Raw genomic sequence first — 14,640 nt, forward strand, 5'->3', positions numbered from 1 at the left:
TTTTTTGTGTCCTTTTCGCGGGAGGGGTGCTTGGGAGAACGAGGATATTGCGTATCTTTGCCGGGACGATTTATTTCTATCTGATGCAACGTATGTCAATGAACAAGTTATTACGGGGATGCCAGTTGGGCGTCGTGCTGCTGGCCGTGTTCGTGGCGAGGGGGCAGGAGAGGGGCTTTGTGCCTCCGTTCGATTTTCCCATCACCTTCAGTGGTAATTTCGGGGAGATACGGGCCAACCACTTCCACGGGGGGCTGGATTTTAAGACGGGCGGCGTGACGGGCAAGCGGGTGCGGGCGCTGGCCGATGGTTATGTGTCGCGCATCCGGGTGACGCACGGGTCGGGTTATGTGCTGCATGTGACGTATGACAATGGTTATACGACCATCAATCGGCACCTCAGCGCTTTTGTGGGCGACATTGCCCGCAGGGTGGAGGAGCGGCAGTATGCCGAGGAGAGCTGGGAGGTGGACATCACGCCCGAGCCGGGCGAGTATCCCGTGCGGGCGGGGCAAGTGATAGCTCTGAGTGGGAACACGGGTTATTCGTTCGGCCCGCACCTGCATCTGGATGTGATGGAGGACGAGACGGGCGACAGTGTGGACCCTCTGCCTCTGTTCCGGCCGTATGTGAAGGACCACACGGCGCCTCGCGCGCTGGGCATCATGCTCTTTCCCCGGCCGGGCAAGGGGGTGGTGAACGGGCGGCAGGAGCCGCAGGCGTTTTCGCTCCAGGCATCGAAGACGGTGGAGGCTTGGGGACAGGTGGGCGCGGCCATCCGGGCGTATGACTACATGGAGGGGGCGGCCAACCGCTACGGCGTGCACACGGTGGTGCTCGAGGTGGACAGCCAGGAGGTGTTCCGCAGTGTGGTCGACCGCTTCAGTCCGGAGGAGAACCGGTATATCAATACGTGGACATACGGGCAGTATATGAAGTCGTTCATCGACCCGGGCAACCGCCTGCGCATGTTGCACGATGGCAACGGGCAGCGGGGCTGGGTGACGATTGACGAGGAAAGGCCCTACCGCTTCCGCTATACGCTGAGCGATGCGCTGGGCAACACGTCGCACGTGTCGTTCACCGTCGTGGGGCGGCGGATGGAGGTACGTCCGGTGGAGCACCGGGAGAAGTACACGCTGCATTGGGACCGGGTGAACGTCTTGCAAGAGCCCGGCCTGCAGGTGGTCATCCCCCGCGGGCGGCTGTACGATGACGTGCGGTTGGACTATGGCGTGCGGGCCGACAGCGGCGACGTGGCCTGGACTTATCGGCTGAACCCGCGGGCCGTCCCCCTGCACCGTGCCTGTGGGCTGAGCATCGCCCTGCGCCGTCGTCCGGTGGAGGATTCGACGAAGTACTACGTGGCGGGCGTGACCGCGCGGGGTAAGAAATACTACGTGGGCGGACGCTACGAGGACGGATGGATGAAGGCCGACGTGCGCGAACTGGGCACGTACACCGTGGCCGTCGACACTGTGCCGCCCGCGCTGACGCCTGTCAACCCCAAAGCCTGGAAGCGCACGGGGCGCATCGTGCTGAAAGTGAGCGACCGGGGGGCAGGCCTCCGTTCGTATCGCGGCACCATCGACGGGCAGTATGCCCTGTTCGGCCGGCCCAATTCCGTGCTGGGCGACCTCGTCTGTCGTCTCGACCCCCGGCACGTGCGGCGGGGCGGGCGGCATGTGTTGCAGATGACCGTAGAAGACCGGTGCGGCAACCGCACCACAGAGCTGTTCGAGTTCACATGGTGAGGCGCGAAAATCTGACATATCCGTTAGCGCATACTCTAACACCCCCGTTAGAGCATAACCTAACACCCCTGTTAGAGCATAACCTAACATACCCGTTAGATTTCTCTCTTCCCCACCCGGGGAAAGCATACGTTCCCCACCCCCCGAACGCATACGTTCACCACCCCATGAACGCATTAGTTCAGTACCCCATGAACGCATTAGTTCAGTACCCCATGAACGCATTAGTTCAGTACCTCATGAACGCATAAGTTCAGTACCCCATGAACAATCACTTACTAATACATATTTATATTATGAACATCAAACGACTGATTCTATCCATCCTGTTGCCGGCGGCCATGGCCTCTTACGCCCCCGCCTGCACCAACCTGATTGTGGGCAAGAACGCTTCGACGGACGGCTCCACCATCGTGTCTTATTCGGCCGACTCCTACGGGTTGTTCGGCGAGTTATACCACTATCCCGCCGGGGTCTATCCGAAGGGGACGATGATTGACATCCACGAGTGGGACACAGGCAAGTACCTGGGCCAGATTGAACAGGCCCGCCAGACGTACAGCGTCATCGGCAACATGAACGAATTTCAACTGACCATCGGCGAGACCACCTTCGGCGGACGCCCCGAGCTGGTTGACACGCTGGGCATCATTGACTACGGCAGCCTCATCTACCTCACCCTCCAGCGCTCGCGCAACGCCCGCGAGGCCATCAAGGTCATGACCGAGCTGGTGCAGGAATATGGCTATTACAGCAGCGGTGAGTCCTTCACCATCGCCGATCCCAACGAAGTGTGGATTATGGAGATGATAGGCAAAGGTCCCGGCGTGCGCGGAGCCGTCTGGGTGGCCGTGCGCGTGCCCGACGACTGCATCGCCGCCCATGCCAACCACAGCCGCATCCACCAGTTCCCCCTCGACGACAAGGACAACTGCCTCTACTCGCCCGACGTCATCTCCTTCGCCCGCGAACGAGGCTATTTCGACGGCGTCAACAGCGACTTCAGCTTCTCCGACGCCTACGCACCCTTGGGCTTTGGCGAACTGCGCTACTGCGAGGCTCGTGTCTGGAGCTACTACAACCTCTTCACCGACCGCGGACAAGAGTTCCTGCCCTACATCCAGGGTAAAGACACCACTCCCATGCCCCTCTACCTCAAGCCCAACCGCAAACTCTCTGTCCAAGACATCAAGAACGCCATGCGCGACCATTACGAAGGAACTCCCCTCGACATCAGCCAGGACTTCGGCGCCGGCCCCTACCACGCACCCTACCGCCTCTCGCCCCTCGACTTCGAGGTCGACGGCCAGAAGTACTTCAACGAACGCCCCATCTCCACCCAGCAGACCGGCTTCGTCTTCGTCGCCCAGATGCGTGCCAACCTACCCGACGCCGTTGGCGGAGTACTCTGGTTCGGCACTGACGACGCCAACATGACCGTCTTCACCCCTGTCTACTGCTGCACCGACCGCGTGCCCCAATGCTACACCCGTGTTGACGGCGCCGACTACATCACCTTCTCCTGGCGCTCCGCCTTCTGGATATTCAACTGGGTCTCCAACATGGTTTACCCCCGCTACGACCTCCTCATCGGCGACCTCCGTGCCACCCAGACCGAGCTTGAGACAGCCTTCAACCAAGCCCAGCCCGGCATCGAGTCCGCCGCCCTTCAGCTCTGGCAGACCGACCCTGACCAGGCCAAGGCCCTGCTGACCAACTACACCAACATGACTGCCCAAAGCACCTTCGACACCTGGAAGCAACTCGGACAATACCTCGTGGTGAAATACGCCGACGGCGTCATTCGCCGCACCAACCCCGACGGAACCTTCCAGCGCAACTCCATCGGTCAGCCCGCCGGCGTCATCCGCCCCGGCTACCCCGAAGACTTCCTGCGCGAATACATCAAACAGACTGGCGACCGATATAAAATGCCCGAATAGTTTGCTGGTTCGTTTTATCTTGCTATCTTTGTAGGGCTAAGTGAAGAAGATACGTAAAGAGAATATGTTATGACATTGGTAACAGTATTTCAGTTTATGTGTGTAGTCTGCGCAGTAGGACTATTTCTTACTGTAGTCACTCAATGGAAGAACTTAGTACATAAGCATTAACTATTTAATTATTATATCATGGAGAATCAAGAACTCATCAAACAAGTAACCGAGAAGGCCGAACAGTGGTTAACCCCTGCCTACAACGCAGAAACCCAGGCCGAAGTAAAGCGTATGCTGGACAGTGACGACAAGACCGAACTGATTGACAGCTTCTACAAGGACCTGGAATTCGGCACAGGCGGCCTGCGCGGCATCATGGGTGCCGGCAGCAACCGCATGAACATCTATACCGTAGGCGCCGCCACCCAAGGCCTGGCCAACTACCTGAACAAGTGCTTCAAGGACCGCGACCAAATCTCCGTCGTCGTAGGCCACGACTGCCGCAACAACAGCCGCAAGTTCGCCGAGATTTCGGCAGCCATCTTCTCGGCCAACGGCATCAAGGTCTACCTCTTCGACGACCTGCGCCCCACGCCCGAAGTATCTTTTGCCATCCGTCACTTGGGCTGTCAGAGCGGTATCAACATCACCGCCAGCCACAACCCGCGCGAGTATAACGGCTACAAAGCCTACTGGGACGACGGCGCACAAGTCCTGGCCCCGCATGACACCGCCATCATCGAAGAAGTCAACAAGGTGAAGGTCAGCGACATCAAGTTCGAAGGCAATCAGGACCTCATCCAAGTCATCGGTGAGGACGTTGACAAAGTCTATCTCGACATGGTACACGGTATCTCCATCGATCCCGCCGTCATCAAGCGCCAGAAAGACCTTTGCATCGTCTACACTCCGCTGCATGGAGCCGGACGCACCCTCATCCCCCGCTCCCTCAAGGAATGGGGCTTCGAAAATGTCCATTGCGTGGAAGAGCAGATGGTGAAAGACGGTAACTTCCCCACCGTTGTCTCTCCCAATCCCGAGAACGCCGAAGCACTGACTTTGGCCATCAAGCTGGCCAAGCAACTGGATGCCGACATCGTCATGGCCAGCGACCCCGACGCAGACCGCGTGGGCATGGCCTGTAAGAACGACAAAGGCGAGTGGGTGCTTATCAACGGTAACCAGACGTGCCTCATCTTCCTTTACTACATTATCCGCAACCGCCTCGCCATGGGCAAGATGAAACCCAACGACTTCATCGTGAAGACCATCGTGACGACGGAACTCATCAAGGCCGTGGCCGACAAGAACCACATCGAGATGCGCGACTGCTACACAGGCTTCAAGTGGATTGCCCGCGAAATCCGCCTAAGCGAAGGCAAGCAGCAATACATCGGCGGCGGCGAAGAGAGCTACGGCTTCCTGGCCGAAGACTTCGTGCGCGACAAAGACGCCGTGTCTGCCTGCTCCCTGCTGGCCGAAATCTGCGCCTGGGCCAAGGACCAAGGCAAGACGCTGTATGACATTCTGATGGAAATCTACGTGGAATACGGCTTCTCGAAAGAGACGACTGTCAACGTGGTGAAGCCCGGAAAGACCGGCGCCGAGGAAATCCAGAAGATGATGAGCGACTTCCGCGCCAATCCCCCGAAGGAAATCGGAGGTTCGCCCGTGGTGCTGACCAAGGATTACAAGGTGTTGAAGGCTACGGACGGGCAGGGCAACGTGAGCGACCTGGTGATGCCGGAAACGTCCAACGTGCTGCAATATTTCACGGAAGACGGCACGAAGATTTCCGTTCGTCCCTCGGGCACAGAGCCTAAGATTAAGTTCTACATCGAGGTGAAGGGCCAGATGAAATGTGCCGGATGCTACGAAAAGGCATGTGCCGAGGCCGAGCAGAAGGTAGAGGCCGTGCGCAAATCGCTGGGCATTTGATAAGTCAGGCCAATAAATAGGCAGAGGGGGTGCGTCTGAATGAAGTGCACCCCCTCTTTTTGTCCGCTTGCGCCCTTGTCCGGAAGGAGCAATTCCTTTGTTCGGGAGGGGCGTCGTGCCTGTCCGTGAGGAAGAAATTCCCTGTCCGGGGTGCATCCGTTGGAGTAGGGGATTAAGTCATTGCCCGGTATTCTTTGGGGGTACACCCCACTTGTTTCTTGAAGAAACGTGAAAAGTGTTGGGGATACTGAAAGCCCAGCATGTCGGCAATCTGTTTAGTGTTTAGGCGAGGATTGAGTATGGCTTCCTTGGCCATTCCCGTAATCTGAGACTGGATACATTCTTGTGCGCTTCTTCCTGCGACCGATTTTATCAGGTCTCCGAAGTAGTTGGGAGAAAGGCATAGCTTGTCTGCAAAATACTTCACCGTAGGAAGCCCGTGGAGCTTTGCTGCGCCAGAGTCCCAGTATCCGTTCAGTAGCTGTTCAAAACGGGCCAGGACATCGTTGTTCAGTTTCTCGCGGCTGGCAAACTGCCGTTCGTAGAAACGCATGCAGTAGTTGAGCAGTACCTCGATGTTGGAAACAAACAATTGGCGGGAGAAGTTGTCGATGAGATGATTCAGTTCCCGTTCTATGTGCTCCATGTAGTTTTGGATGATGCCACATTCGTCCGAAGACAAGTGCAGTGCCTCGTTGGATGTGTAGGAAAAGAAGGTGAACTGCTTTATTCTCTGCGCCAGGGTTGTGCCATATAAAAGGTCGGGATGAAACATCAAACCGATAGCTTCGGGCACCGGGCCGCCTGGCATGCGATGTACCCCGATGGTTTGTCCGGGAGCCAGGCAGATAACGGTTCCATCGTTAAAATCATACTGCGTTTTGCCGTAATCCATGGTTATCCCAACCGTTTTTACCAGGTATAAAGCATAGAACCCAAACGTCATCTTATGCGTCGGCTGGTTTTCCGAACGTTTAAAATGAATGATGCCAACTTGCGGATGCAGAGTCTTCACCCCGAAAAACTGGTTATATTGCTGGATGTTGTCAGCCGTTACTATCTCCATATCTACCTTGTTTTTGAACTGCAAATATAACACTTCCCGTTTGCAGGCTGAGCATAGGACTGCTGTATGCAGGTAATCCGGGTTCGTTTTCCCGTCATTCGGGTATTTTTCCCTCTTCTTGTGGCCGTTTTTTGTGGAAACCGTAATCGAGGTATTTCTGGCAGTTATTCAGGTAGCTGTCGATATTGGTTTGGCGGTTACTTTTGCAATAGAATAAATAACACCAGATATATGAAACGTACAACATTAGCTATGATTGCAGGTTTATTTGCTATGGCTACGGCAGCCATTGCCCAGCCTGTCTTCTACTGACATACTTGCTCTCGACCAGGCGTGTGTCGATTTGATATACGCCATGACTGAAGCCGAACACCACGACCTGGTGGAACATATGGAAAGCCGACACGGGCTGCGTCAGTTATCTTACATGAAAGAACTTGGCATGGGAAACAATCGGTATGTGCTTATAGACTTGGATAATGGAGGAAAGCGCATCACGGCTGCCGAAGCAGTAAAAGGACTCAAACCGTTCGTTCAGGAATAATTATTAAAACAGAACAGATATGAAAATTATGAAAGCATTGACAATTCTTGTTGCAAGTCAGTTGGTTCTTGGCTTATCCGCCTTTGCGCAGGCTGGTCAGGCAGTCGATACTCCAACAGAAAAGCTTGAATTGACGCAGGAATGGGATAAAGTATTTCCTAAAAGCTCTCAAGTGAAACACAGTAAAGTAACCTTCCACAATCGTTATGGCATCACACTTGCCGCTGACCTCTACATCCCCAAGAATGTATCGGGCAAACTTCCGGCCATTGCAGTCAGCGGCCCGTTTGGTGCGGTGAAAGAGCAGTCCTCCGGACTCTATGCACAGACTTTGGCCGAACGTGGTTTTCTGACCATCGCTTTCGACCCTTCTTTTACAGGGGAGAGTGGCGGTCAGCCTCGTAGCGTGGCTTCACCGGACATCAATACGGAAGATTTCAGTGCAGCGGTGGATTATCTGGCAACGCGTGACGACGTAGATGCAGAACGTATCGGTATACTGGGGATTTGTGGATTCGGCGGTTTTGCTATCAATGCGGCTGCCGTGGACACACGCATTAAGGCTACGGTCGCATCTACCATGTACGACATTTGCCGAGGGACGGCCAATGGTTATTTCGATGCTAACGACAATGCCGAAGCTCGTTACCAAATGCGCAAACAACTGAACGCTCAACGTACGGAAGATTACCGGAACGGTACGTACAAGCGTACAGTTATGAATCCTAAACCGGAAGCGGATGCCCCCCAATTCATGAAGGATTATTACGATTACTACAAAACGGAACGAGGCTTTCACCCTCGTTCTATCAACTCAGGTTTGGGCTGGAATGTCACTTCGTCGCTTTCGCTCCTCAATATGCCGATATTGGCTTACAGCGATGAAATACGTAGTGCTGTACTGGTGGTGCACGGCGAAAAGGCTCATTCCCGCTATTTCGGTGAAGATGCGTTCAAGAAATTGAAAGGAGACAACAAGGAACTTCTGATTGTGCCGGGAGCCAATCACACAGACCTTTACGATAATCTGGAAAAAATTCCGTTTGACAAGATTGAACAGTTTTATCGCAAATATCTGAAATAGAATATATGTAAAGACCAGATGGATATGAAACAGATGATTCGATGGATACTGGCAGCTTTATCCTTTATGTTGGCAACCGGACTTGCCGCCTGTGCGGATGATACCCCTTTGCCAGAAACGGAAACTCCTGTGCAACCAGGAAATGAAGGAGATAATTCAGATGAAGAAAGCCCTATGAATAGAAATATTGCCATAGAGATAAACGGTACATCTTTCAGTGCCACACTTACTGAAAATGAGGCGGCGCGAGTTTTTGCATCGATGTTGCCCCTGACGATGCAGATGAGCGAATTGAATGGAAACGAAAAATATTACTACCTCGACAACGACCTACCAACAGACAGCTATCGACCTGGGACTATACAAACCGGCGACCTGATGCTTTATGGCTCATCGTGTGTGGTACTCTTTTATGAGACTTTCTCATCCGGTTATAATTATACCCGGCTTGGGCGGATAGACAATCCCGAAGGACTGGCGGATGTTGTAGGAACTGGGGCTGTGACTGTCAGGTTTGCAGCACAATATTGATACAGGTTGCTTCATAAGGCCATTCTGTTTTCAATATTTTCTCTGTTTATTCAGGAGGATGTAAACCAATAATCCCACGATAATGCTGGTCAGTGCACCGCCTAGGATGGCATTATTTATATGTTGGCTAAATGCGCTGACGATAAGTGTAATTACGCCAGCGACGACAAACAGCAGTCCGAGGTTCTTAAATAATCCATTCATTGTTTTATTCGATTGCATTGGGAGCATATTTCTTCTTGCAAAGTTAATAGCCTTCTCTGTCATTTCCTAACATATCGGAAAGAACGAGCGAGAATGGGGTAATTCTGATATAATATGTCGGGAGAATTGAGGCAAACAGCCTACTTTGTTGAATACAAATAGCAAAAAGAACCTGAGAGTGTTGGTGGTTACAAGTAAAATCCTTACCTTTGCACCGCTTTTTACAAAAAACACTTATTTAATTATTTAAAAGTATGAATCAATACGAAACCGTTTTCATTTTAACTCCCGTTTTGTCTGATGCTCAGATGAAGGAAGCGGTAGAGAAATTCAAAGGCATCCTTACCGCCGAAGGTGCTGAGATTGTGAATGAAGAAAACTGGGGATTGAAGAAACTGGCTTATCCTATCCAGAAGAAATCCACAGGGTTCTATCAACTGATTGAGTTCAATGCAGAGCCTTCTGTCATTGAGAAGCTGGAAGTCAATTTCCGTCGTGACGAGCGTGTTATCCGCTTCCTGACTTTCAAGCAGGACAAGTATGCTGCTGAATATGCTGCAAAGAGAAGAAGTATGAAATCAACTAAAAAGGAGGATTAATCATGGCACAACAAGTTCAATCAGAAATCAGATATTTGACTCCGCCTTCTGTAGACGTGAAGAAAAAGAAATATTGCCGTTTCAAAAAGAGCGGTATCAAGTACATTGACTACAAGGATCCCGAGTTCCTGAAGAAGTTCTTGAACGAACAGGGCAAGATTCTTCCGCGTCGCATCACAGGTACTTCGTTGAAGTATCAGCGTCGTGTGGCTCAGGCCGTTAAGAGAGCGCGTCACTTGGCTTTGCTGCCTTATGTAACAGACTTGATGAAATAAATAGGAGGAGGAAGTATGGAAATCATTTTGAAAGAAGACATCGCGAATTTGGGTTATAAGAACGATATCGTGAACGTTAAGTCGGGTTATGGACGTAACTACCTCATCCCTACGGGCAAGGCTGTCATTGCTTCTCCGGCTGCAAAAAAAATGCTGGCTGAAGAATTAAAGCAACGTGCACACAAACTGGAGAAAATCAAAAAAGATGCTGAAGAACTGGCTGCTAAGCTGGAAGGTGTATCTTTGAAAATTGCTACAAAGGTTAGCTCTACGGGTACCATCTTCGGCTCTGTGGGTAATATTCAGATTGCTGACGAATTGGCCAAGTTGGGTCATAACGTTGACCGCAAGCTCATCACAGTGAAAGACACGGTGAAGGAAGTTGGTAGCTACAAGGCTGTAGTTCGTCTGCACAAGGAAGTTTCTGTAGAGATTCCTTTCGAGGTTGTTGCAGAAGAGGCTTAAAATATTTTTCTAATAAAGTTAGTCTAAAGGGTATATCTCATAGGAGGATATACCCTTCTTTTTTTGTCTTTTTCCCAATACGGTGTTTAGAGTTGTAAAGAGGGATTTGAGCGGGCTAAACATTGATTTGGGAAACGTAAAGTACCTCTTTTGAAAAAGAAAGAAAAGGAAGCAGCCGGGCATAAAAAAAAGTCTGGGTGCTTATGCACGTCAGACTTTCAATTCTCTCTTAAACCTTTCGCTTAGCCGAGTTATTCAGCAACAGCGGCAGAGTCATTTGCTACGCTATCGTTGGCAGCAACAGTGCTGTCATTAGCAGCAACTACTTCTTCAGTAGCGGGAGTAGTTGTTTCAGTAGCTTCAGCGTTAGCTGCTTTGTTACCACCACAAGATGCGAAAGATACGGCCACAAAAGCTACGGCCATCAAAACTAACTTTTTCATTTTCTTTGCTTTTTAAACGTAATACAATCAGTTGCTTTGTTAAAACGCTGCAAAGGTATGGACTTTTTGGATATGTTGTGCTATAAATTGCAATTTTTTTTATGATTTTTTGCCAGTAGTGCGTTTTTGGCATCTTTTTGTCACAGTATTGTAACCGTTTGAAACAAGAAATCCTGGCAACTCTGCCAGATAAACAGATAATAATACGTACCTTTGTACGATTGTTGTATGAATATTTATGATCGATACAAATATATTTCAAGATAAGACAGCGGTTTATTACACATTGGGCTGCAAGCTGAATTTTTCGGAAACTTCTACTATCGCTAAAGCACTGCAAGAATTGGGTGTGCGGAAGGCACGTAAAGGGGAAGAAGCTGATATTTGTGTGATAAATACTTGTTCGGTGACGGAAGTGGCCGATAAGAAATGTCGTCAAGCTATTCATAAGCTGCTCAAGCAACATCCAAATGCCTTTGTCGTGGTAACAGGATGTTATGCACAGTTGAAGCCCGATACGATAGCCGATATTGAAGGAGTGGACATGGTACTGGGGGCTGAACAGAAGAAAGATTTGGCGCATTATTTGGGTAATTTGCAGAAAAAAAAGGTCGGCGAGATACATGCTTCACCTGTGAAGGATATCCGTAGTTTTGCACCTTCTTGTTCGCGAGGCGACCGTACACGTTTTTTCTTGAAAGTGCAAGATGGTTGTGACTATTTCTGTTCTTATTGCACTATCCCATTGGCTCGGGGGCGCAGTCGGAATGGGAGCATTGCTTCTTTAGTAGAACAAGCTAAAAAAGCCGCTGCTGAGGGTGGAAAAGAAATCGTATTGACCGGAGTGAATATTGGTGATTTTGGCCGCTCTACCGGAGAAACTTTTTTTGACTTAGTGAAAGCGCTCGATGAAGTGGAAGGAATAGAACGCTTTCGTATATCTTCTATTGAGCCCAATTTATTGACGGACGAGATTATTGATTATGTAGCTCATTCTCGTCATTTCATGCCTCATTTCCATATTCCTTTGCAATCAGGCTGTGACGAAGTATTGAAATTGATGCGTCGTCGTTATGATACAAATCTGTTTGCTGCCAAGATTGATAGAATCAGGAGTGTGATGCCCGATGCTTTTATTGGTGTGGATGTAATAGTGGGAACCCGAGGTGAAACGGAAGACTATTTCGAACAATCATGCAATTTTTTGCGGCAATTGGATGTAACTCAGCTTCATGTGTTCAGTTATTCGGAACGTCCGGGTACTCAGGCTTTGAAAATTGAGCCTGCAGTTTCTCCTCAAGAAAAACATCGTCGCAGTCAGTGCCTGTTGGAAATATCTGATGAAAAATGGCATGCTTTTTATGCCCGGCATATTGGGCAGATAATGCCCGTATTGTTGGAACGCTCCAAATCCGGTATGCCTATGCATGGTTTTTCGGCTAATTATATTCGGGTGGAAGTCCCTCATGACGATGCTTTGGACAACTGTGTGGTACAAGTTCAATTGGGAAATTTCAATGCAGATTCTACAGCCCTGGAGGGGATGATATTGACAAGATAGACAATAAAACTATGAAATCAAAGATATTTTATTGGTTGACGTATGCGGGCATGTGGATATTGGCATCCTTGCCTTTTGCGGTTCTTTACGTTATTTCTGATGTGCTATGCTTTCTGATGTACAGGGTGGTAGGCTATCGCCGTCGAGTGGTTCGTACCAATCTGCGTAATTCTTTTCCCGAAAAAAGCACCGCGGAATTACGCCGTATAGAGCACGATTTCTATCAATATTTGTGCGATTATTTGTTGGAAGATGTCAAAATGATGCGCATGTCTTTCTCGGAGCTTTGCCGGCGCATGGAGTATAGGAATAAAGAAGAATACTTGTCCATGATAGAAAAGCATGGTGGCATCGTATTGCTTATTCCACATTATGCCAACTTTGAGTGGATTACAGGAATGAGTTCTATCATGCACCCGGATGATGTACCTGTGCAAGTTTATAAGCCTTTGAAGAATAAATACCTGGATAAACTTTTTATCCGGATACGTGCTCGTTTTGGAGGTTATAATATCCCGAAACATAGCACAGCACGTGAACTGATAAAACTTCGTAAAGATGGGAAGAGGATTGCAGTAGGGCTGATTACTGACCAGTCACCCAATCCGAATGAAGCCCATTATTGGACGACCTTTCTGAATCAAGATACGGGATTTATGGATGGTGCGGAACGCATTGCTAAATTAATGGATTTCCCTGTATTTTATTGTGAATTGTATTATGTGAAACGCGGTTACTGTTCTGTACATTTTGATTTAATAACCGAAACGCCTAAGCAAACAGCCGATGGCGAAATCACAGGATGTTTCGCTCGGAGATTGGAAGCAACCATCCGTAGGGCGCCGGCCTATTGGTTCTGGTCACATAAACGTTGGAAATTGAAACGTGAGGACGCAGTGCATCATGGATAAGGTAGCTGTTGTCATATTGAATTGGAATGGCTGCGAGATGCTTCGCCGTTTTTTGCCTTCCGTAGTCCGTTTCTCTGAAGCGGATGGTGGAGTTGTATGGGTAGCAGATAATGCTTCAGAAGATACGTCATGTGAGATGGTAAAGCATGATTTCCCTTCGGTGCGTCTGATATGCTTGGAGAAGAATTATGGTTTTGCTGAAGGCTATAACCGTGCTTTGGCGCAGGTAGAGGCAGAGTATGTGATATTGCTTAATTCAGATGTAGAAGTGCGTGAGCATTGGTTGCTTCCGATGATTATTTATATGGATGCTCATCCGGAAGTAGCGGCTTGCCAACCTAAACTGCTTTCCTATGACCATCGGGATTATTTTGAATATGCGGGTGCGGCAGGTGGTTTCATAGACCGTTACGGTTATCCTTTTTGTCGTGGACGTCTGTTGGGAAATGTAGAGGCCGACAAGGGACAATACGATAGCGTGCAACCTGTTTTTTGGGCTTCAGGTGCTGCCTTGTTTATACGTAGGAAAGATTATTTTGAAGTAGGAGGACTTGATGGGCGATTTTTTGCTCATATGGAAGAAATAGACCTGTGTTGGCGTCTTCGTGCCCGGGGACGTGTTTTGGTTTGCATACCGGAAAGTGAGGTTTATCATGTAGGAGGGGCTACATTGAAACGTGATAATTCGATGAAGACCTTCTTGAATTTCCGGAATAACTTGCTGATGTTGTATAAGAATTTGCCGGAAAAAGAACTTCCTTCTGTAATGCGGGTTCGTACGTTGCTTGATGTCATAGCAGCTTTGCATTTCTTGCTTCAACTTGATTTTTCCAATGCATGGGCTGTTTGGAAAGCCCGCAGGGCTTTTGCACGTTTAAAAGCTTCTTTTAAAGAGGCTCGTTTGGAAAATCTGTCCAAGGCTGTGTGGTCTGATATTCCGGAACGAAAGTCATTTAGCTTGTTGTGGCAATTCTATGTGAGAGGTAAGAAATGTTTCTCACGGTTGCCGGATTGAAGAGATACTTCTCAAGATTTTCCGTATTCAGCGATATAAATCATTTAAATGCTCGCTTGGAAAACAAGACTTATACCCCAAAATCCGTATCTTTGTGATTAGATATAAATAACGTGAGTTCGATATAAGGAATAAAATTATTCGTTTGATAATTAGTAACATAGCGATAAAAGCATTAAATTTATAGTGTCAAGTTATAACATTTAAGCGATTACCACTATGTTCTCAGAGGCTAAAGTTACGGAGATTTTTGCAGGGCGGATGATTTTTGCAAAGAATTTGCCAAAGTACAGGAAAAATACATGGTTGAAGA

The 14,640-nt window shown here is 49.4% G+C and carries 15 protein-coding genes and 1 pseudogene; 13 read left to right on the forward strand and 3 right to left on the reverse strand.

Going from position 1 to position 14,640, the window contains the following annotated elements; genetic code table 11:
• Positions 1-83: 83 nt before the first annotated feature.
• The 3 genes from M3090_RS12675 to M3090_RS12685 all read left to right on the forward strand — a co-directional run bounded on the left by M3090_RS12675 (position 84) and on the right by M3090_RS12685 (position 5,629).
• Positions 84-1,754, forward strand: a complete 1,671-nt coding sequence (locus M3090_RS12675) for a M23 family metallopeptidase (RefSeq protein ID WP_410553253.1) — start codon at positions 84-86, stop codon at positions 1,752-1,754.
• Positions 1,755-2,050: 296 nt separating this feature from the next.
• Positions 2,051-3,697 (forward strand): C69 family dipeptidase, encoded by a 1,647-nt coding sequence (locus tag M3090_RS12680; protein ID WP_410553254.1) that lies wholly within the window; start codon positions 2,051-2,053, stop codon positions 3,695-3,697.
• 189 nt (positions 3,698-3,886) lie between these two features.
• Positions 3,887-5,629 (forward strand): phospho-sugar mutase, encoded by a 1,743-nt coding sequence (locus M3090_RS12685; protein WP_249056825.1) that lies wholly within the window; start codon positions 3,887-3,889, stop codon positions 5,627-5,629.
• Positions 5,630-5,801: 172 nt separating this feature from the next.
• Here M3090_RS12685 and M3090_RS12690 read toward each other — a convergent pair whose 3' ends face one another.
• On the reverse strand, positions 5,802-6,695 hold the full coding sequence (locus M3090_RS12690; RefSeq protein WP_249056827.1) for a helix-turn-helix domain-containing protein: 894 nt from the start codon (positions 6,693-6,695) through the stop codon (positions 5,802-5,804).
• A 355-nt stretch (positions 6,696-7,050) separates the two neighbouring features.
• On the opposite strand from M3090_RS12690, the gene M3090_RS12695 reads away from it, so the two are divergent.
• Genes M3090_RS12695 through M3090_RS12705 form a run of 3 tightly spaced genes read left to right on the forward strand, consistent with a single transcriptional unit; the run spans position 7,051 to position 8,854 of the window.
• Positions 7,051-7,239, forward strand: a complete 189-nt coding sequence (locus M3090_RS12695) for a hypothetical protein (RefSeq protein WP_249056829.1) — start codon at positions 7,051-7,053, stop codon at positions 7,237-7,239.
• 28 nt (positions 7,240-7,267) lie between these two features.
• Complete coding sequence (locus tag M3090_RS12700) at positions 7,268-8,323, forward strand: alpha/beta hydrolase (RefSeq protein ID WP_249056853.1); 1,056 nt, start codon at positions 7,268-7,270, stop codon at positions 8,321-8,323.
• A 24-nt stretch (positions 8,324-8,347) separates the two neighbouring features.
• Complete coding sequence (locus M3090_RS12705; protein WP_249056831.1) at positions 8,348-8,854, forward strand: cyclophilin-like fold protein; 507 nt, start codon at positions 8,348-8,350, stop codon at positions 8,852-8,854.
• A 30-nt stretch (positions 8,855-8,884) separates the two neighbouring features.
• Here the strand turns inward: M3090_RS12705 and M3090_RS12710 are convergent, their stop codons facing one another.
• Positions 8,885-9,058 (reverse strand): hypothetical protein, encoded by a 174-nt coding sequence (locus M3090_RS12710; protein ID WP_249056833.1) that lies wholly within the window; start codon positions 9,056-9,058, stop codon positions 8,885-8,887.
• 254 nt (positions 9,059-9,312) lie between these two features.
• Between M3090_RS12710 and rpsF the strand changes: the two genes are divergently transcribed.
• From rpsF to rplI, 3 genes are read left to right on the forward strand one after another with little or no spacing between them, the layout of a single operon-like run.
• Positions 9,313-9,657 (forward strand): 30S ribosomal protein S6, encoded by a 345-nt coding sequence (rpsF, locus tag M3090_RS12715; protein WP_249056834.1) that lies wholly within the window; start codon positions 9,313-9,315, stop codon positions 9,655-9,657.
• 2 nt (positions 9,658-9,659) lie between these two features.
• The gene (gene rpsR, locus M3090_RS12720) at positions 9,660-9,932 is read left to right on the forward strand and encodes a 30S ribosomal protein S18 (protein ID WP_087340839.1); all 273 of its coding nucleotides are present in this window, start codon (positions 9,660-9,662) and stop codon (positions 9,930-9,932) included.
• Positions 9,933-9,947: 15 nt separating this feature from the next.
• Positions 9,948-10,397, forward strand: a complete 450-nt coding sequence (gene rplI / locus M3090_RS12725; RefSeq protein WP_249056836.1) for a 50S ribosomal protein L9 — start codon at positions 9,948-9,950, stop codon at positions 10,395-10,397.
• Positions 10,398-10,648: 251 nt separating this feature from the next.
• Here the strand turns inward: rplI and M3090_RS12730 are convergent, their stop codons facing one another.
• Positions 10,649-10,840 (reverse strand): hypothetical protein, encoded by a 192-nt coding sequence (locus M3090_RS12730; RefSeq protein ID WP_249056838.1) that lies wholly within the window; start codon positions 10,838-10,840, stop codon positions 10,649-10,651.
• Between the two features lie 238 nt (positions 10,841-11,078).
• Here M3090_RS12730 and mtaB point away from each other — a divergent pair, with 238 nt between their 5' ends.
• From mtaB to M3090_RS16000, 4 genes and pseudogenes are all read left to right on the forward strand, one after another.
• A complete protein-coding gene (gene mtaB, locus M3090_RS12735; RefSeq protein WP_249056840.1) occupies positions 11,079-12,401 on the forward strand; it encodes a tRNA (N(6)-L-threonylcarbamoyladenosine(37)-C(2))-methylthiotransferase MtaB in 1,323 nt (440 codons plus the stop codon).
• A gap of 11 nt (positions 12,402-12,412) precedes the next feature.
• Positions 12,413-13,312 carry a lysophospholipid acyltransferase family protein gene (locus tag M3090_RS12740; RefSeq protein WP_249056842.1) on the forward strand — a complete coding sequence of 300 codons (900 nt, stop codon included), beginning with the start codon at positions 12,413-12,415 and terminating at the stop codon, positions 13,310-13,312.
• Entirely contained in the window at positions 13,305-14,327 is a 1,023-nt protein-coding gene (locus M3090_RS12745) for a glycosyltransferase family 2 protein (protein WP_249056844.1), read from the forward strand. Before M3090_RS12740 ends, M3090_RS12745 begins: the two co-directional genes overlap by 8 nt.
• Positions 14,328-14,546: 219 nt before the next feature.
• Positions 14,547-14,640: pseudogene (locus M3090_RS16000) on the forward strand (IS982 family transposase); the annotation flags it as partial.

It is taken from the genome of Bacteroides sp. ET71, from assembly GCF_023336905.1.
Lineage (GTDB): Bacteria > Bacteroidota > Bacteroidia > Bacteroidales > Bacteroidaceae > Bacteroides.